Here is an 18379-nt window from a genome sequence, read left to right as displayed (position 1 = left end):
CCTTCGATGCGTTATTCAGTCTATCAATATTGTATCCTGGAACTAAAAGCGGGCTCAATGCCCTCTTTTAGTTCGCAGGTTTTTGTTGTGATCGGTTTGCCCTGGATAGCATGAACTCCAGCGACCACTTAACAAAACAGGCTTTAGCTATATATAGCGGGAACGAATAAATAGATTTCCAATGGTCCATGTCATAAATATCAATCCAGACAAAGAAAGGCTCTGCAATGAAGGCAGCTCCTAGGGCCAGTATGACGTTGGCAACAAAGAATGACTTCCAACTTCTGAAATACTGATAGATCAACATATGAATGACAGGCAATACGGAGTAATCAATCGGGCTTAAGCGAGGAATCAGCCTGAAGACTTGATGAGGGTAAGACCATAATCCGAGCTCACTTCCAATATCATCCAGAAGAACAATAACGATGGTTATTGCAAAACCGTAAAGTAAAATATCCTTCAGTCTTGATTTATCAACCACTTTCCACCAAATGATCCACGGCACAATCAAAAGCACCAACAAAAACCACCATTGAATCGAGAACAGGTCATGGCGATAATAATACAGTCTTCTCATTTCAGTAAGTTTACGATCTACATCTTTGATTTCTTCAAAGGAAGGATATCGGTCTGACAAAAGTAATGCAGCTCCTTTTTTTGCACCATTCATCGTCCATGGATTGACCTTAAACTTCCCCAAAGTCATCCCGCTAATTCCATGTCTTCTTTAAGCCAATCGCGTTATATCTCCCAAAGAAGAATAATCTTTCGCCAATTGACAAAAAATTCGATTACACTGTATTCCATTGGAGCGTTGAAAAGTGGATAACTTTAGAGCCAAATATAGAAATCGTTATTATCATGCCTTTGTCACGACGTTCGGCACCATCCAGCTTCACCAGCGTAATCCCCTGGTCGTAGCGTTATGGTCCGTAGCTTTTCCTGGATTCGGCCACATCTTATTACACAAATTCATTTCCGGCTTTGCATTGTTTTTTTGGGAATTTTATATCAACCAAAAGACTCAGCTGAATACGGCCATTGTTTATTCTTTTAACGGAGATATCGCCCACGCAAAGGCTGTATTAAATGAAAAGTACATATATCTCTATATCCCCGTTTATTTATTTGCCATATGGGACAGTTACCGGACCACAGTCGATATCAATAAGATTCACCTGCTGGCGAAAAGGGAAAATGCCAAATACCCGAATTTTTCGATGAGCCCCTTCGAGGTCAATTATCTGGACAAGAAAAAGCCATGGATTGCGTTAGTCTGGGCAATGACAATTCCAAGTCTTGGACAACTATATATTCATCGAATCTTAGCTGCTGTTCTGACGCTTGTTATGACTATGATGATTGTCATTCAGTCCAATATGATCGAAGCGCTGCATTACGTTTTGCTGGGAGACTTCCCGAAATCTAGAGAAGTGATTGGAGTTCAGTGGTTCCTTTACTTCCCCTCGGTCTATTTCTTTACCATGTATGATTCTTACACGAATGCCGTAGAGCTGACAAAACTGTTTGATTGGGAACAAGCCAATTATTTGAAAGAAAACTATCAGCCGCAAAATTTTGTACTGCATAAGGGAGAAAAAGTCTAATGGGAATCCAATTTTTCTCTACATTTCAGCATTCACACTACGTTGAGCTGGCTATAAGCAAGCTTAAGGAAAACGATGTCGTCCAGATTTACGCTGTACCCCTGGATAATCGTTCGATGGATATGAAGTTGGTTGATACGATGCATGGTACGGACGGAACCTCGTTAATCGATATCGGGCTTATCCTAGCCATGATGGGCGGGACCATTGGGGTATCCAGAGGATTTGTTCTCCATTGGGGTCCGGTCTATTGGGGGCTAATTGGAGCGGCTGTGGGATTTGCTATTGGCTTTGTTTACGATTTGATCAAAAACCTTGTGAAACGAAAAAAGATCCGAACGGTCAAGACCACAGCCGGTGAAGTGATATTGATCGTCCAATGCAGAGCGGAGCAAGCCCCGTTTGTTGAGCAGACGCTGTGGGGGAACAGGGCACTCGGAGTTGCCAAAACACAAATGCAAACCGTTCCATCCGAGCCCGTAACAACAGACTTATGATTTGTCCAAGCCCAGAAGGAAGTTGCGTGTATATTCGTAAGCGTCGGTCCATCCCATTTTGGCATAGAAGCGAAGTCCGTCCAGTCCTTTGAAGTAATAAGCGCCCTTTAATCTCTCATTGAAATCGGGGATGACGATACCCGCTTGCGCTTGATGGTTCTGATAAGCCTGTACGACGTTGTGCCCGTCCATGTGCCGGTCCAGAATGGCCAGATCCACAAGAAAGTCGCCGTAAGCGCAGTTGCAATCCAGAATTCCCGTAATCCGGCTGCCGTCAGATAAGATGTTCCACTGGTGAAAATCCCCATGTATAAAATAGCGGTGCGGTTCGTTAAAGTGTGAATAAGCCGTTAACCGGCTGTAAATTTCATCGAATACCTCTTTCTCCAAACAGGAGGTATGGAATAAGGCGTACCAATTCTCCCAGAAGCTGCCCGTTTGGTCTTCCGCATAGACGGATTCCCAATAATCCTTCCAGGTTGGGAACGCACCGTCACCGCCCGCCCCGATCCAGCCGTATCCACGGGCTCCACCCAGGTCAATATGGTTCAAGCGCGTCAAAATCCGAATAAGCTCCGGGAGCCGGCGGCGCTGCTCCTCAGCCGAAAAATCCGCCAGATTGCGGCCTTCTATCTTTTCCAAAATGGAATAATCCAAATTCCCTGTCTTTCCATGTCCGATGCACCGGGGGAAAGGTATGCCCTGGCTGGACAGCAGATCCGATACGAAGATTTCCGATTGGTACGCCCCCTCCAGGTCGCTGAACTTGATCACGTACCCTTGACCTTCATGGTTAAAGGAAAAAACGCGGCTTAAGTTCCCCCCTTGCAGCGGCGTGATTTCTACCGCTCCAACACCCAGATGCTCACTGATCATCTCCTCGACCAAAGTGATGTCCACGATTGGTTTTTCGTATTCGGTCATGCCGTCCGCCTCCCTTTCACTTCCATATCGTTCGATCGGTTACCCGCGATTCCGGATTGAACCCATTATATCCCGGATTGTCTCATAGAAAAATGGGGTCGGGCAATAAAAAACAATCCTCAAGCCAAGGGCCTGAGGATTCATCACCATGCTGCCTTACATCACCGGATCTCCGCCTTCACCAGGCCATGTCATCTCTACAAATCCTGAAGGCGAGGCCGTCGTCGCGGTATTAGAGCCTGATGCATACAGTCCGCCGGCAACGCCTGTCATCGTATAATCGGTATAGAGCTTATTGGACGAATAGTTCGTATAGATCATGGCGCCCGATAGGTTGGAAGCGGTCACGTTCTTAAGTTCCAGGTTGCTGCCGTAGGAGACGCCGTCCGAAGCCGTCGTTTTGCTCGTCCGGAACGCCTGACCCGTCGAAGCATTGTTTTTTACCGTCGTATTAATGATCTGTACCCCGTTTGCTCTCATAAAGATTCCATTGTTGCCCACGCTCGATTCAGGGACCGTGTTCTGGAAGTCGACCGTGCCGCCGACCACTTTGATATGGTGGGTGCCTTCCTTGAAATCAAATCCGTCATTGACCGTCCGGATGGCACTGCAGTTCAAAAATGTAATATACCCGCTTTGGTCGGGATCAGGGCTGGTCGTCCAGTTTTGATCGGCATCCCCCACATAGAAGCCTTCGCCAAATTTTCCGCCCGTTCCCGTGCTCTGCGCCGTGCTGCTCGAAATCAGCCAGTATTGGCTGTTCTTGCGTATTTTAAAGCCTTCTCCCTTCGTGTTCTTGACCGTCACGTTTGTGACGTAACCATGAGAGGCCTCGATGAGCAGTCCTTTATTGGATTGGGAGTTGGAATTGATCGTGATGTTCTCCAGCTTATAATAGTTATGTTTAATATGGAAAGCAGCGTTGCCCGCCGAGGCCGTAAAATTAAAGGTCGCCCCGCCTCCCGCACCCCGGATCGTGATGTAGCCGCCCGCTAAGCCGCTTACCGTTGTCGCAATGGTTCCATCGGACACGTTATAGGTCCCCGTCACCTCGATAATGTCACCGGGACTTGCGCTGGACAAATAGCTGCGCAAGGTGGCGACATCCCCGGCGGGAACGGATTTGGTCGCTGCATGCACCATCCCGTTGGGGTAACAGGCCAAGACGAGAATGAAACCACATAAAAACACCAAACTGCGTTTGAGCGATAATCTCAACATGATTCAACCTCCCATTCATCTTACGTTAATACTGCCTTTCGTCCGTTATCCTATTTGTAACCCATGAATTCCTACCCTGCATCCCACCTCCGTTAACTAAAACCTCTGTTGTTAAAGCGCTTTAATTATAATTCGGCCAACGTAACAAAAAGGGGCCAAAAAATATCACTTTTCCATACTCATTCGGTACCTGCGGGGTGTTAACCCATATTTGGCCTTAAACAGGGAGATGAAGTAAGACGGATATTTGAAACCTGCCCTTCTGCTGACGTCTTCGACGGTAAGTGAGGGATCGGCCAGGAGCATTTTGGCCTGCTCCAGCCGTTGTTCATTGGCATAAGCGGTAATGCTGACCCCCATTTGCTCTTTAAACGTCTTGGACAAATAATTCGGAGAGAAATGCAGTTCGGCTGCCAGGTCACTCAGCGTAAACGACTGGTTCAGATGCCTGTCGATCCACTTCACGATCCGGCCGATGATCTCCGCCTGGCTGGCGTGCCCAAGCATCTGAGTTTCATGCGTTGAATCCGGAATGTAGATCCGGCTGACGAAGTATTCGAAAAATTGAAATGAAAACAACGTCACTGCATCCATCCGGAGATGAGGCGGAACGATCGCCAGCGTGTGGCTTAATTGTCTGAACTGTTCTTCCAGATATGAGGCGTCCGGAGGTGCCAGATAAAAAACCTGGCTGGGCTGACGATGCTCCAGAAACAGCGCAAAATCGGAGGCAAGCTGCGGCAGCACGGTCATGAACCGTTCCACGACGGAGCCTTTAATCTTCAGTAAAGTCCGCGTATAAGACGGTGGAACCTGCACCTTGATTTCGTGCATTTGAAATGGCTTGACAAGGATCAAGGTAGACGGCTTCAGCGGATACAACTGATTGTTGATCACGTACCGCCCCACTCCCTCATGGACGAACAGAATTTCCAAGCCTTCATGTGCATGAAAATATTCAATGGGAGCCGTATGTACGCTTCGAAAATGAAACAGATACAAATTATCCTGCCACGGTATCGCGTTGTGAATTTTCATGTTGTGGCACCTCCATTGCTCATTGATCATCTTTCAGGGTTCACGTTCCTTATTTATGTGGTTCCATAACAAGTCATGCCGCTGTCATGAACGAATACCTGGCCATCGGGCTGTCTTTCTCAACCAAATCTTAACCTGCTCCATTTTCAACTGCCTGTTTCATTCAGTTCGCCCAAACCAGAGCATTAAGTTTTTGTGTTGATCATATACTGTTTATATAATATACTGTTTTCAAAAGTTACTGTTTATATAATAAACAATAAGGAGAGGAATTTTAAATGAGCATTTCACCCCCCGCAGCGGCCAAATTGGCCGGCCGCAAAGAATGGATCGCGCTTTGCATCCTTTGTCTCCCGCTGATGGTCGTCTCGATGGACGTGTCCGTCCTGTTCTTCGCGGCACCGGCCATTGCCGCGGATCTACTGCCGACCGCCACCCAGCAATTATGGATTTTCGACGTTTACGGCTTCATCCTCGCCGGGCTGCTGCTGACGATGGGCGCCGTCGGCGACCGGATTGGACGGCGGCGCCTGCTGATGATCGGTTCCGTCGGATTCGCCCTAAGCTCTTTGTTCGCAGCGTACGCCCAGTCGGCCGAAACGCTGATCCTGGCCCGCGGGATTCTGGGAATCGCCGGTTCGACCCTCATGCCGTCGACGCTGGCGCTCGTCCGCACGATGTTCCAGGACCCGGCACAGCGGACGAAGGCGATGGCCATCTGGAGCGCCGTCATGGCGGGCGGCGTCACCGTCGGGCCGATTATCGGCGGCCTGCTTCTCGACTCTTTCTCCTGGGGATCCGTGTTCCTCATCAATATCCCTGCCATGGTCCTGCTGCTCATCATCGCGCCGTTTTTGCTGCCGGAGTCCCGCAGCACGGCAAAAGTCAAAGTCGATGTATTCAGCTCAACTCTCGCGCTCGCCGCGATCCTTCCCGTGACTTACGGCGTGAAGACGCTGGCGGAAGACGGCTGGGCCATCCTTCCCGCTGCACTGCTTGCCGCAGGCTTGCTCATCGGCATTCTGTTCGTACGGCGCCAGTTGACCATCTCTAATCCGCTGCTCGATATCCGTGCGCTGATGGAGCGGCGGACCGGCGGTTCGATCCTCGTAAACTTTATCGCTACGTTTACGCTCATGGCCAGCTCGCTCATCAATACCCAGTTCCTCCAGTCGGTTCTTGGATACTCCCCGTTCGTCGCTTCCCTCTGGAGCGTGGCGCCTTCCGTTGTGGTCGGCGCAGCGGCACCGATTGCCGGTAAACTGTCGCAAATCTACGGAAGACCGCGCGTCATGGCCGGCGGCTTTCTCCTGTCGGCAGTCGGATTCGGCGTACTGACCCAGGTCCGCCTGGAAGGCTTCTCGCCGCTGACCGTGCTGCTCGTCGGCGCCGCCTTGGTCGCCGCGGGCATCGTATCCGTCATGACCCTCGTCACCGATTATGTCGTGGGCGTCGCTCCGGCCGACCGTGCGGGAGCCGTCGGCGGCCTCATTGAAACGTCCAACGAGCTCGGAGGCGCATTCGGCATCGCGCTCCTCGGCTGCGTCCTTGCGGCCATCTACCGCCATGCGGTCACCCCGTTCCTGCCCTCAGGACTCGCGCCGGATGCGGCCCAGGCAGCAGGGCAGACCATTGCTGGCGCATCGGCCGCCGCCCTGCATTTACCGGCGGATGCTGCGGCGCAGGTCATGAAGGCTTCCCGTGAAGCGTTTATCACCGCCATGCACGCCACCTGCCTGATCTCCGCCGTCATCCTGCTCCTGGCCACCGTAGTCACGCTCGGAATGCTTCGCGAACAGAAGAAGGCCGTCCACACCGCTGCGTAAGATCAGCGCAAGTGAAATGAATAAAGGCTGCTTCCAAGGAATTATCCCTGGAAGCAGCCTTTTTTAGCGGCAGCTTTATTTGTGTATGCTGCCGCTAATTTTCCGGTTCAAATACTGTTCAATCCCGTCCAGCATCCGCTCCAGCCCGAATTCCAAATCATCGCCTACCGTATTTTCGGCCTCGTTCTCGCCCGAATAAACCCCGGACATGACGATCGGGTACAGGTTCGGATATTGTTCAGGCTTCACCAGCGTCTGAAGCGCCACCGAATAATTGATTCCGCTGAACTCCTCCTCGCTCGAACCCGCCTGAACGGCCCGGTCGATGTCGCGCTGGAGCATCCCGCAATGACGGGCATAGCCGCTCAGCAGAAGAACGATCGACATTTTCTCGAAATCGTCCAGAGGCATGTCCCGCAGCGGCCGGAGCGCCCAATCGACGATCCGTAAATTGTTAGGCGTGATCGGAATGCCGAGGATCGGAATATCCCCATACCATGGGTGTTTCCGAAAAATAGCGACCGTTCCGAGTACATACTCGCGCATACTCTCCCGCCATTCATGCGGGGGACGCTCAGGAGTCAGCGGAATATCGCATGCCGCATCCTGCATGAGGATGAGCAGGTCGTCTTTGCTTGGAATATAACGATAAAGCGACATCGCCGTAAAACCGAGCGCCGACGCGATCCGGTTCATCGAAACGGCGGCGAGGCCGTCCTGGTCCGCGATTTCAATCGCCTTCGACACGATCTGGTCGATGCTCATTTCCCGCTTGGGCCCCCGCTGCGGAGGCTTCACCAGTCCCCAGCTCAGCGCTGCGCCAGCAGGAAGCATCTTCGCCGCTTCTTCCGGTGTCACTTCTTCATTACTCATCAGATCTACCCCCTAGTCGTCCTAAGCCATGATGCCCAAAAAAATGTATATGCCATAAACAGTATATCACATTTGACTGCATTTTAAAAAGTCACGGGAGTCATTCCCCCATACTTCTGTCCCCCGCCTTTTTCACTCACCGGGCCGATTCGTTCTTAGGCATCCCCTCCAGGAGGCTTCGGCGAAATTCGTTCGGAGTCATGCCGTATTCCTTTTTGAAGACGCGGTAAAACGAACGCAAGCTGTTGAAGCCGGAGTCAAACGCAATCTCGGTGACCGGATTGGCGGTGGACAGCAGCAGCATGTGGGCGTAGGCCGCCCGCTGGCCGTTGATATAATCGCGGAACGAGACGTGAAGCTGCTCGGAGAAAATTCGCGAAATGAGGAACTTGCTGATCCCGAGTTCTTTGGAAAGCGTGTCCAAGTTGATCGCCTCCAGAAAATGAAGGTCGATATAAGCAAGGATCTTTTGGAAGAGATCCATATCTTTTGTGTAATCCACCCTTTTCAGGGACAGCAGCGGCAGCACATGCCCTAATAATACCGAAATGTATGCCTTGAGCAACCGGCTGTCGCCAGGTTCGCGATACAGCTTGTACAAGCTGGTCAGGGTGCCTGATACGACCGGATGTTTGTGGACGATCGGGTGGTCCGGAACATAATGAAGCAAATCTCCTGTGTAATCCCCCGGAAATGAAGCGTCAAAGAAGATCAGCAGGATTTGGCTGTGGTCAATCGTTTGATAGCCGTGCGGCTGATTAGGGAAAATGATCGCCATGTCCCCTTCGGAGAGGACGTACTCTTGTTGATCGATGTGGACACGGATGCCGCCGGACAGGACCATAGCAATTTCGACGTTTTTATGCAGATGCAGAGGATAGGTATTGTTGGTGGAAATGAATAAATGAAACTGCGGGTCCCTGTGCTGGTATTTGATTTTCATTGCGATCCCCCGTTTCGGTCTGATGTGAACCCTGGCAGCCAAGCTTGGTTTGTTATGAAAAAGATAATATGGATGTCTGTATCTGCACAAGCACCGGGCGCAACTTCTGGCACAAAAAAATTCGTTTTTGGCAGGTAAAAGCAGCCTAAAAGATTTAAAGTAAGAGCAGTAAGCGGCTCCATGGAGCGGAGGACACAGCATTCCGCCGGGCTTCCTGCTCCATATGCCGTTAAAGGGAGGAAGTGTGATCGAATGACAAATCGAACAGTAAGGGGTGCATTTATGTTACACGGCAAGCGGATGAAACAGAAGAACAAAGGAATGAAAAGCATGGCTGTTGTGCTGAGTATTATGGTAGCGTTTCCATTTGTGGGAATGCCGCATTCCGGTTCGGTTTCGGCCCAGTCGGCGGATGAGCAGAAGTTTGCGGGCGCATCGATTCCCGCTTTTCCGGGGGCGGAAGGCGGCGGGGCTTATACGAGCGGCGGCCGCGGGGGCGACGTTTATATCGTCACCACCTTGGAAGATTACGGCGCCAACGAAAAGGCGGTCCCGGGATCGCTTCGCTACGGGATTATGTCCACGCCGAAGGAAGGCCGCACGATTGTTTTTAACGTATCCGGTACGATCGAGCTGGAAAGCTCCCTGCTGTTCAAAAACATTAAAAACCTGACCATCGCCGGGCAAACCGCGCCAGGCAACGGCATTACCCTCGAAGGTTGGGACACCAACATCAGCAACTCGGAGAACATCATCCTCCGGTATCTCTCCTTCCGGCCGGGGGCAACCAACGTGTTCAACGGCAGCGATTCGATGGATGCGCTCTGGGGCAGGGACAACAACTATTTTATTATTGACCACTGCTCCTTCAGCTGGAATACCGATGAAACGCTGTCGCTGTACAGGGGCGAAAATGGCACCGTCCAATGGTCCCTCATTTCGGAGAGCCTCACCCTGTCCGGGCATTCCAAAGGCAGACACGGCTACGGCGGCATCGCCGGCGGAGACAAAACGACGTTCCATCACAATCTGTATGCCAGCCACACTTCCCGGAATCCAAGGCTCGGCGGCGGGTATGCCGGCGCGGCGGATGCCGATCACGTGGCGGTCGTGCAGCTCTCCAACAATGTGATCTATAACTGGGGCTTTAACGGCACCTACGGCGGAGGGTTCACCTTTACGAATTATATGAACAATATCGAAATCGCCGGTCCAGGCACACGGGATAATGTAACCGGCCGGGTCATCGATGCGGGCGAATCCAAAAAGCTTGGCGGCTTCTACATCGCCGGGAACCGGATCAACGGCAAGCTGACGGGATGGCTCGACGGATCGTCCCCATTGGTGAAAAGCTCCGGTGACACCAGCGGAGACCAGCCGACGTCTTTTGCGTCCAAACCGTATCTCTCTGCGGACAGCACGGGAGTCAATCACGGGGTGACCAATCCGGCGTTTGACGATTACGTGCAGCACGGCGTGGAAAAAGCGAACGAGCCGCTGCTGAAGGCCATTTTGCAGAAGGCTGGAGCCACCTCCCCGCGCCGCGACGCCATCGACGCAAGAATCGTCGCGGAAGTGGAGCATGGCCTTGGAAGATACATCAACACCGAAAATGAGGTTGGCGGGTATGTCACCCCATTCGGCGTGATCGAGGAGCAGCGCGGCGCCGATTTTGATACGAATCGGAACGGAATCGACGACCAATGGGAGAAGAAAAACAACATCTGGGGCATTCAAGATGCCTATAAGACGGTAACCGGCACGGGCTACACCTGGCTTGAGCTGTACCTCAACAGTCTGGCCGACATGGACCATGCAGCCGAAAATCCGGATGCCACGCTTGCGGCGCCGGCGAACAATGCGCAGTTTGCTCTGGGAGAGGACATTGAGGTCAACGTCAAAGCCTCCTCCAAATTCGGCAATAAAATCAACAATGTGGCCGTATACAACGGATCGCAGTACCTTGGAGAAGCGGTGAAAAAAGGCGGCGCCTATGTGTACACCATCAAGGGACTTCAGGATGCTTCCTACAATATTTCGGCCAGAGTGACAGACACGGACGGAAATGCGACCCAAACGACCGCAGCCACGATCCATGTCAACGCGGCTCCGCGCTCGCTGGCTGATGCAGGCTGGGCATCGGCCGATATCGGCCGCCCGGATATTAAAGGAACCGGAAGTCTGACGGACGGCGTAATCACTGTTAAAGGCAACGGCAAGCTGGGAACGAGCGAAGGAAGCACCGAGCAATCGCCGGAAAACGATGCTGCGAAAGACGATTTTCATTTTGTATATAAGGAAATGACCGGAGACATGGAGCTCACCGCGAAGCTGGAAGCCATCGGAGCCGTTGACAATCATGCCTTTACCGGACTGATGATCCGTGATGATTTGCAGGATAACAGCGCCACTGCAGCCCTTGGATTATCCTGGGTGAAGCTGTCCAAAGAAACAAGCTGGTCGGCTTATCTGACGGGTAGAGATCAGCAGGGCTCAGGCTTTGATCCGTTGACCGAAACATTGGACAGCGCATCCAGCGCGCAGGAAGCCGGTATTCAGCTGGTTCCCGACATTCCGTTCAAAATCGGCGGCGTCGAGCAGGGCTACTGGCTTAAGTTCGGCCGGAATGGCGACACCTTCTACGCCTACGGATCGACGGACGGCAAGGAATGGAAGCCGATCGGTCAGAGAACCATCGCGATGAAGGATTCGGTCTATGTCGGTTTTGCCGTGGACAGCAACGATGTGGCCAATGCGATCGAGCAATTAAACTTTGCCAAATTCTCGAATGTGAAACTCGAGGATCACTTTGCTCCCATTAGCAACTAAGCTTAAATCTGCGGGATGTGTGCATGTGGGCGTCCCTCTGAGATAACCCTTTTTCCGGAATGTAAAAATCGCCCGGCGGCCGTTTCCGCTCGGGCGATTCCTTTTTTTATCACAACTTAGGCTTCGATCGTTTTAATGACTTTCGCCGGGTTGCCTCCCACGATCATGTTGTCCGGAACATCCTTGGTCACGACCGCTCCGGAAGCGATGACGACGTTGTTGCCGATCGTTACGCCCGGGTTGATGACCGCCCTCCCGCCGACCCATACATTGTCACCGATCGTTACGGGTTTGCCGTATTCCGGTCCCTTGATCCTTTCATACGGATCCACCGGGTGAGTCGCGGTATAGACGTGAACCCCGGGACCAAACAAGCAGTTGTCCCCGATCCTCACTTCGCACACATCCAGGATGGTACAGTCAAAGTTGGCGTAGAAGTGTTCACCGACGTGAATATTGTAGCCGTAGTCAAAGCGGATGTTAGGCTCCATCGCCAAGAAGTTCCCGGTTGAGCCCAGCAGCTCCTTCAGGATTTTCAGCCGCAATGCTTCATCCGTTTCGGTCGTCTGGTTGTACATGCGGGTCATTTGCCGGGCATATGCCCGCTCCCGCGTCAATTCAGGGTCGGCAGCGACGTACAATTCGCCGTCCAGCATCTTTTGTTTTTCTGTTTTCATCTCAGGAGTGAAGCCCCCTCTCATCTTGATGTAATGTTTGGTTCAGCTGCACGGGCTTGGCTGCTCTAGACAGAGAACCTGCGATCCCAATGCCGATCAGCACTGCGATCAGTGCGTGCAATAACCCGAAATGCTCTCCAAGGAACCCCAGCGCAGGCGGGCCCACCAGAAAAGCGATGTAGCCTGTGGTCGCCACGGCTCCGACTCTTGCGGCAGCGCCTTGAGGATCGTCCCCCGCCGCCGATAGACCGACCGGAAAACCAAGGGAAGCTCCAAGTCCCCACAGGACAACGCCTATGGAGGCCACAACGTCATTCGGACCCCAGATCACCAGCGATAACCCCAAAATGGCCGCCACGGCGCATCCGGATAACACCGGCACCCGGCCATAACGGTCCAGAACCCATCCGCCCATAAACCGTCCCAGCGTCATCGCCGCAACGAACAATCCGTAAATAAATGAACCTGTCAGCGAGCTCACCCCGTAGCCATCCACCATGGTGAGCGGCAGCCAGTCATTGGCGGAACCCTCGGCAAACGCCATGCCCAAAACGATGATTCCAATCAGCAAGGTGCGCCTCTCCGTCCACATCTTTAACTGCTGCTGAATCGCCGATCCTTTAGGTGCTCCAGCACCCGCCGGCTCCTTCCCTGACTCCTCAGGCAGGTAACGCCAGCTATAGAGCACAGCTGCCGCCATAATTAAGGCAAGGATCGTGAAATGGACCATCACCTGAAGATGGATGGCGACCGCGGCGGCGCCGAGTGCTGCGCCCACAAGCGTCCCCACACTGAAAAAGCCGTGAAACGCCGGTAAGAGCGTCCGGTTCAACGCCTTTTCCGCTGCTGAACCCTCCACATTGAGCGCAACCTCCGCCGTACCATAGCCGCCGCCGAAAATAATCAGGCCGATAATAACTACGGGTACCGAAGCCAGCGACGTACCGATTCCCGCAACGACAAAGCCAATCACAATCAGCAAAGAGCTGATGAGGATGACAAATCGTGCGCCTTTCCGGGCTACGATCGAACCTGACGTAAGCAGACCGAACAAAGAACCGGCGGCAATCGCAAATATAATCATGCCCATCCCGGCGGTGGAGACTTGAAGCGTGTCCCGAACGTCAGGCGTGCGGGAGACCCATGACGCAAAGGATAGACCCGGCAGGGCAAACAGCAGAAACAGAATATTCCGGACCGTTCCCGGATGCGGTTTACTTTTCACAGATGTCATTGGGCTGTCCCTCACCTCCGCTTCTCTACCAATTGCAGGGAATAAGCCAGGCTTTCCAACGTCATGGTCGTCAGCCCGTACATGTAGTCCTCATCCGGATGCTCCAGCAGCGCCAGCTGCGGCATATGCATCTCCGGGATATACTTCAGGCATTCCTGGCGGATCAGATGGATATCATCTGCCTGTACCAGACTTCCCGTCAGGGCGATCGTCTCCGGGTTCATGACCGCTATCAGGCTGGACACCGCATGCGCAGCCAGGGAATGGAAGGTCTCCCGGTCGTGCAGCTGCCGCAGCTGCTCCGCCTGCGAAATACCATACGGTAAAAAGGCGATCTCTCCGGCAAAGCGGGTATTCCCCCGATGAATATGTCCATCGACGATTAGCCCGGCACCCGGCAAGCTCCCTTCGAGAAACGTCGCAACCGCAATCGACTTCTCGCTGTCATATTCCTGCTTCCGGTAAAAGCCGTACACGGTCGAATTCATGTCGTTCTCCAGAATGACCTCGATCCCGTGCTTGTCGCGAATGATCGCCTCCAGCGGGGCATGAATCAGTTCAGGTATATCGCTGACATTGATCACGCCCTGATAAACCGCACCCGGGACACCGATCCCAACCGCCCGGATTGGCGGGTATTGGGAGATGAGCCCGTCGATCAGTTTCTCAATCGCTGCTACATCGATCCGGCCCGCTTCCTGCTGCCCCTCCTCTACCGCTTCACCGGCCAGGTTAGCAACCCTGTACGTGAGGGAGTGCACCTTCACGCCGGCCCGGATGATCACGCAGGCGATATAAGCATAGTTCACATTATATTGATACAGTCTAGCCGGACGGCCGCCGCTCGATTCCTCTCGATCCAGCTCGAGCAGTTCACCGGTCTCCAGCATTTCGTTCAGAATGCTGCCGCAGGTCGCCACGCTTAATCCGGTCATTTGTGCCACCATCGACTTGGTACCCTGCTTCATCGATTTGAGCGCTTGCCGCACGAGCTCCTGATTCATCTTTTTGACTCGCATCGTATTGTGCGTCACGGGATTCATGGCCGCCACCCTCCCCTTCCGGACTTATTAAAATACTTTTAATAAGTAATAACATAAATGATTTTGCTGTATCTGTCTACCCATTGATCCTGATCGGGTGCTAAAGCTGGATGACCTTTTACCAAGATACGGGACGCTGCAAGTAATTAACGCCATGCAAAAAAAGCCGACCGATTTTTAAAATCAGCCGGCAAATTTATTTTTAGTTCTTCGGACGCGGGGAATCGAATAAGTACGATACGAGGTTATCCACAAAAGGATCTTCCAGGGTCGAATGCCGGTTCAGAAGCCGATACCACATCGGTCCATAACACAAGTCCGCGATAAGCTCCAAGTCTGTATCCCTGGGCAATTCGCCACGCTGCTGTCCCCGCTCCAACAACCGAATCAAGGCTGCTCTGCGCGAAAAGATAAAGTTGTCACGAAAGGCTGCGGCAAATTCAGGGTTAAATTGGGCTTCCGCCATCAAACTGCATACGATTTCATCCTTTCCTTCTATCAGGGAACGGAAGGTCCGCTTTAAATATTCAAGCACATCGCTCTTGAGATGGCCTGAATCCGGCAGGCCGATCTCCGTGTCCGCGTGCAGTTTCAGCGCCTCCATTACGATAAAAGGAACGCCAGGCCACCAACGGTATAACGTAGGCTTTCCTACACCAGCCTCTTTTGCGATTTTTTCCATCGTTAAGCTCGGGTACCTGCCCGATTTGAGAAGGTCAAGAGTCGCCTTCATCACGGCTTCATACGCTTTTTGGCTTCTTGGCCGACCTACAGCTGTTGTTTTGTCTTGCTCAGTATCCATGATAGCTCCCTCAAAATAATTTATTTACAGAACGTTACGTAATATATTATAATTCAAACCAGAACTTCAATCAAGCACAGTGAGGAGTCGATCCAATGGAACAATCTTTAAAAGGTCAACGTGTCATTATTATGGGTGGAACATCGGGAATGGGGCTGGCATCAGCCCGGTTGTTGGTCGAATTGGGTGCTGACGTCATCGTCACGGGGCGGGATCAGGCCAAGTTGGAGACCGCTCTTCAACTTCTGGGGTCTGGCGCTAAAGGAGAGCAGCTTAATGCAGCTTCTTACGAAGATCTGAAATCTTTTTATGAACGTCAAGGAAGCTTTGATCACCTGGTCATTGCGGTCTCGGGGGCTAAAGGTGGCGGAAACTTCCGTGAACTCTCGCTCGATGAATTGCGCAGCGGCTTCGATGCCAAGTTTTGGCCGCAAGTGACGTCTGCCCAGCTCAGCCTGAATACGTTGAGCGGCAGCGGCTCGATCACCTTCCTCACTGCGATTTCGGCCCGTTCCCATGCGCCAGGCAATGCTGGACTCGCTGCGATTAACGCCGCCCTGGAGTCTATGGTTCCCATATTGGCACAAGAGCTGGCACCTGTACGCGTTAACGCCATATCTCCTGGCGTCGTAGATACGCCTTGGTGGAATTGGCTGCCGGAAGATCAAAAAAACGCTGCGCATGATTTTTACAAGGAGAAATCCCCGGTTAACAGAATAGGCCAGCCGGAGGATATCGCCAAAGCGGTCCGTTACTTAATTGATAACACGTTTGTGACCGGAACCGTGCTGGAGGTGGACGGCGGGCTGCGACTTCGGTAGCACCGACGCATCCGACAACGTCCTCATCATGGAATCATGCAGATCTTTTTAACGCTGAACAGGCTGCCGTTAATGAACGGCAGCCTGAGTCATTTCGAAGCAAAAATATGATTCGCAATGAGTGTATTTTTTGCATTCCAAGGGTGGAGTAGCCGCTCCATTTCAATATCTACTCCTTAAACTGCGATTGGGGCTTCATAAATGATTTTTGAACGTTTAAAAGAACTCATCAATCAACGACATTCCCTTCGTGATCCGCATCTGACTATCCTGCAAAAAGTCTCGGGTCCAATCGTCCGGTTCACGTAAATCCCAGCTCCGGTGCATACCGACGAATACAATGATTTCACGCATTCTAAGGAAGAGCGGCAGAAGGTCTTTCCAGCCATCAGGCATAGTACGCCCATCCGCGGTATAGCCACGCACGAAATGTTTGATAAAAAGTTCATACTGCGCCTTCCGTTCGGATTTCGAATCTTCACCAAAAACATACAGCAAGTAATATAGCTGAACGGCGATGTCTTCGACATACCAGCTGTACTGGCATTCGTCGAAGTCGAAAAGTGTGATTCCTCCAGCTTCATCCACCATAAAATTCCCGACATTCATATCCCCGTGAATCAAACCAAATTGATCTTCAGCAACAGGCAGGACAGCCAGCTGTGCTTTAAGCTCATCCAGGGCCAGAAGAATCGGTTGATGCTCTGAGAGCAGCACATTTTGGGCCTGCAAGAGGTATTCATTAGACTTCCAAGTATGTCTTCTGAGCGTTGGGTTATAACGCTTCGACAGTTCGTGAAGATGTCCGGTAATGCGTCCGCATTGTTCATAAAGCAAGGCATTTCCTAAGCACTCCGGGTACCCAATTTTACGACCAATCGCGTGCCTGAATGACGTCACATAGAAATCAATGGCATTTCCTTGCACCTGTTCGATGTCTTTCCCGTCAATTGAAGATACCGGTTCTGAAACAGAAAGTCCATTCGCTGAAAGATAACGAATCCATTCAATCTCAGCCGCAAGTCCTTTCCATGTGCGAAGCGTACTTGGGGTGAAACGGAGGATATATTTTGAATCACCCTTCATGTAAGAATAAACAAAGTTCTGAAAACCGCCGATGAAAGACAGTTCCTTTGGGCTGACGCCAAATCGGGCGGCACCTTCTGCGGCATGCTCGTTCAAAAACATTAATTTTATTTGGGGGTCCATGAATTCTCCTTGGTAATATAAAGGTTCATAAGATATTAGGAAACACGTTAGAACTTTGCCTTAAAGGTTATTACTCCTCAAACTGTAGGGTGAATACGAGTGCCCACTCCGTTTGGCTTAACGATTCCGTTGAAAGATCCGATGTACGGATCGTATTGGAGCTTGTGGCTTGCATGCCAAACACATACACGGCCTGATCGGCCGTAAACGAACGGGGCTCCGCATCCTGAATCAATCCTCGGGCCGCCAGCTTCTTCTCCCAAGGGATATGAAAAGTGGTTAGGTCTGTTCCCGAGCGATTAACAATGCCTACCTTAATGATTGCGGACTCGTCCTTCTCCCCAATAGATACCATATCCGTGGATATGATCACTTCTATTTCGTTATTCTTCTGCTCATCCGGACTGTAAAACACATCCCCTATCCAGCCTATAGAATCTTCTCTCTGACCGTCCTTCCAAATGTCTATGTCCAAATTAGCGATCGGCTTGCTTCCTTCATATTTCAGCTTAAATGCACCGGACATCGCCCCGAGGAACGGCTGAAACTTGGCTGCCTCCCCCTTGAACAAATCAACAGGCACCAGCTCTATTTTGGCAGGGCTTACTTCCCCTTCCGGTGCGGTTGTCTCTTTACTCTCTGCAGTACATCCCGTTAAGACGAATAAGATGATCAATATGAATGCATTTAAGCGCATGTTACCTCCCCAAAGATGTTCTCATAATCCCAAATTGTACCATAAATTGCGTTATAAATGAGGTTATCCGCGCGGTTAGCGAAAAAAAGCAGCCGATCGTTGGGATCCGCTGCTTTGATTTGCTTCATAGTTTTG

Annotated in this window: 17 protein-coding genes; 5 read left to right on the top strand and 12 right to left on the bottom strand. The window is 51.7% G+C overall.

Annotation, left to right across the window (positions count from 1 at the left end; all coding sequences use genetic code 11):
- Positions 1-67: 67 nt before the first annotated feature.
- The gene (locus C7820_RS20440) at positions 68-709 is read right to left on the bottom strand and encodes a CBO0543 family protein (RefSeq protein WP_116232550.1); all 642 of its coding nucleotides are present in this window, start codon (positions 707-709) and stop codon (positions 68-70) included.
- A 115-nt stretch (positions 710-824) separates the two neighbouring features.
- On the opposite strand from C7820_RS20440, the gene C7820_RS20435 reads away from it, so the two are divergent.
- Entirely contained in the window at positions 825-1610 is a 786-nt protein-coding gene (locus C7820_RS20435) for a hypothetical protein (protein ID WP_116232549.1), read from the top strand.
- Complete coding sequence (locus C7820_RS20430) at positions 1610-2107, top strand: YqgE/AlgH family protein (RefSeq protein WP_258875314.1); 498 nt, start codon at positions 1610-1612, stop codon at positions 2105-2107. Before C7820_RS20435 ends, C7820_RS20430 begins: the two co-directional genes overlap by 1 nt.
- Here the strand turns inward: C7820_RS20430 and C7820_RS20425 are convergent.
- The 3 genes from C7820_RS20425 to C7820_RS20415 all read right to left on the bottom strand — a co-directional run bounded on the left by C7820_RS20425 (position 2102) and on the right by C7820_RS20415 (position 5290).
- Positions 2102-3031, bottom strand: coding sequence for a phosphotransferase family protein (locus C7820_RS20425; protein ID WP_116232548.1), 930 nt, complete (start codon positions 3029-3031; stop codon positions 2102-2104). The two genes, C7820_RS20430 and C7820_RS20425, sit on opposite strands and share 6 nt — an antisense overlap.
- A 156-nt stretch (positions 3032-3187) precedes the next feature.
- Positions 3188-4252 (bottom strand): right-handed parallel beta-helix repeat-containing protein, encoded by a 1065-nt coding sequence (locus C7820_RS20420; RefSeq protein ID WP_258875313.1) that lies wholly within the window; start codon positions 4250-4252, stop codon positions 3188-3190.
- A 165-nt stretch (positions 4253-4417) separates the two neighbouring features.
- Entirely contained in the window at positions 4418-5290 is an 873-nt protein-coding gene (locus C7820_RS20415; RefSeq protein ID WP_181909128.1) for an AraC family transcriptional regulator, read from the bottom strand.
- A gap of 278 nt (positions 5291-5568) precedes the next feature.
- On the opposite strand from C7820_RS20415, the gene C7820_RS20410 reads away from it, so the two are divergent.
- The gene (locus C7820_RS20410) at positions 5569-7116 is read left to right on the top strand and encodes an MFS transporter (RefSeq protein ID WP_116232546.1); all 1548 of its coding nucleotides are present in this window, start codon (positions 5569-5571) and stop codon (positions 7114-7116) included.
- Between the two features lie 75 nt (positions 7117-7191).
- On the opposite strand, the gene C7820_RS20405 is transcribed toward C7820_RS20410, so the two are convergent.
- Positions 7192-7989: a TetR/AcrR family transcriptional regulator gene (locus C7820_RS20405; RefSeq protein ID WP_116232545.1), complete on the bottom strand. Its 798-nt coding sequence runs from the start codon at positions 7987-7989 to the stop codon at positions 7192-7194.
- A 136-nt stretch (positions 7990-8125) separates the two neighbouring features.
- Complete coding sequence (locus C7820_RS20400; RefSeq protein ID WP_181909127.1) at positions 8126-8932, bottom strand: AraC family transcriptional regulator; 807 nt, start codon at positions 8930-8932, stop codon at positions 8126-8128.
- Positions 8933-9184: 252 nt separating this feature from the next.
- On the opposite strand from C7820_RS20400, the gene C7820_RS20395 reads away from it, so the two are divergent.
- Positions 9185-11761 (top strand): Ig-like domain-containing protein, encoded by a 2577-nt coding sequence (locus C7820_RS20395; RefSeq protein ID WP_147306287.1) that lies wholly within the window; start codon positions 9185-9187, stop codon positions 11759-11761.
- A 116-nt stretch (positions 11762-11877) separates the two neighbouring features.
- Here C7820_RS20395 and C7820_RS20390 read toward each other — a convergent pair whose 3' ends face one another.
- From C7820_RS20390 to C7820_RS20375, 4 genes are all read right to left on the bottom strand, one after another.
- On the bottom strand, positions 11878-12438 hold the full coding sequence (locus C7820_RS20390; protein WP_116232542.1) for a sugar O-acetyltransferase: 561 nt from the start codon (positions 12436-12438) through the stop codon (positions 11878-11880).
- Between the two features lies 1 nt (position 12439).
- Positions 12440-13672, bottom strand: a complete 1233-nt coding sequence (locus C7820_RS20385; RefSeq protein ID WP_116232541.1) for an MFS transporter — start codon at positions 13670-13672, stop codon at positions 12440-12442.
- Between the two features lie 11 nt (positions 13673-13683).
- Positions 13684-14715 (bottom strand): ROK family protein, encoded by a 1032-nt coding sequence (locus tag C7820_RS20380; protein WP_116232540.1) that lies wholly within the window; start codon positions 14713-14715, stop codon positions 13684-13686.
- A gap of 202 nt (positions 14716-14917) precedes the next feature.
- A complete protein-coding gene (locus C7820_RS20375; RefSeq protein WP_116232539.1) occupies positions 14918-15517 on the bottom strand; it encodes a TetR/AcrR family transcriptional regulator in 600 nt (199 codons plus the stop codon).
- A gap of 95 nt (positions 15518-15612) precedes the next feature.
- Between C7820_RS20375 and C7820_RS20370 the strand changes: the two genes are divergently transcribed.
- A complete protein-coding gene (locus C7820_RS20370; protein ID WP_116232538.1) occupies positions 15613-16338 on the top strand; it encodes an SDR family oxidoreductase in 726 nt (241 codons plus the stop codon).
- Between the two features lie 216 nt (positions 16339-16554).
- On the opposite strand, the gene C7820_RS20365 is transcribed toward C7820_RS20370, so the two are convergent.
- Complete coding sequence (locus C7820_RS20365; protein WP_116232537.1) at positions 16555-17547, bottom strand: phosphotransferase enzyme family protein; 993 nt, start codon at positions 17545-17547, stop codon at positions 16555-16557.
- 70 nt (positions 17548-17617) lie between these two features.
- On the bottom strand, positions 17618-18244 hold the full coding sequence (locus C7820_RS20360) for a hypothetical protein (RefSeq protein ID WP_116232536.1): 627 nt from the start codon (positions 18242-18244) through the stop codon (positions 17618-17620).
- Positions 18245-18379: the final 135 nt, after the last annotated feature.

The sequence above is a fragment of the Paenibacillus sp. VMFN-D1 genome, assembly GCF_003386155.1.
In the GTDB taxonomy this organism is placed as follows: domain Bacteria; phylum Bacillota; class Bacilli; order Paenibacillales; family Paenibacillaceae; genus Paenibacillus_AQ; species Paenibacillus_AQ favisporus.
Note: the sequence above shows the minus strand (reverse complement) of the source record. Positions and strands in the feature narration are given on the sequence as shown.

Coding starts and splice junctions, on each gene's coding strand:
- C7820_RS20405 (WP_116232545.1), bottom strand. CDS start 7,989: ATGAGTAATGAAGAAGTGACACCGGAAGAAGCGGCGAAGATGCTTCCT.
- C7820_RS20410 (WP_116232546.1), top strand. CDS start 5,569: ATGAGCATTTCACCCCCCGCAGCGGCCAAATTGGCCGGCCGCAAAGAA.
- C7820_RS20375 (WP_116232539.1), bottom strand. CDS start 15,517: ATGGATACTGAGCAAGACAAAACAACAGCTGTAGGTCGGCCAAGAAGC.
- C7820_RS20395 (WP_147306287.1), top strand. CDS start 9,185: ATGACAAATCGAACAGTAAGGGGTGCATTTATGTTACACGGCAAGCGG.
- C7820_RS20430 (WP_258875314.1), top strand. CDS start 1,610: ATGGGAATCCAATTTTTCTCTACATTTCAGCATTCACACTACGTTGAG.
- C7820_RS20370 (WP_116232538.1), top strand. CDS start 15,613: ATGGAACAATCTTTAAAAGGTCAACGTGTCATTATTATGGGTGGAACA.
- C7820_RS20400 (WP_181909127.1), bottom strand. CDS start 8,932: ATGAAAATCAAATACCAGCACAGGGACCCGCAGTTTCATTTATTCATT.
- C7820_RS20365 (WP_116232537.1), bottom strand. CDS start 17,547: ATGGACCCCCAAATAAAATTAATGTTTTTGAACGAGCATGCCGCAGAA.
- C7820_RS20440 (WP_116232550.1), bottom strand. CDS start 709: ATGACTTTGGGGAAGTTTAAGGTCAATCCATGGACGATGAATGGTGCA.
- C7820_RS20420 (WP_258875313.1), bottom strand. CDS start 4,252: ATGTTGAGATTATCGCTCAAACGCAGTTTGGTGTTTTTATGTGGTTTC.
- C7820_RS20380 (WP_116232540.1), bottom strand. CDS start 14,715: ATGAATCCCGTGACGCACAATACGATGCGAGTCAAAAAGATGAATCAG.
- C7820_RS20390 (WP_116232542.1), bottom strand. CDS start 12,438: ATGAAAACAGAAAAACAAAAGATGCTGGACGGCGAATTGTACGTCGCT.
- C7820_RS20425 (WP_116232548.1), bottom strand. CDS start 3,031: ATGACCGAATACGAAAAACCAATCGTGGACATCACTTTGGTCGAGGAG.
- C7820_RS20385 (WP_116232541.1), bottom strand. CDS start 13,672: ATGACATCTGTGAAAAGTAAACCGCATCCGGGAACGGTCCGGAATATT.
- C7820_RS20415 (WP_181909128.1), bottom strand. CDS start 5,290: ATGAAAATTCACAACGCGATACCGTGGCAGGATAATTTGTATCTGTTT.
- C7820_RS20360 (WP_116232536.1), bottom strand. CDS start 18,244: ATGCGCTTAAATGCATTCATATTGATCATCTTATTCGTCTTAACGGGA.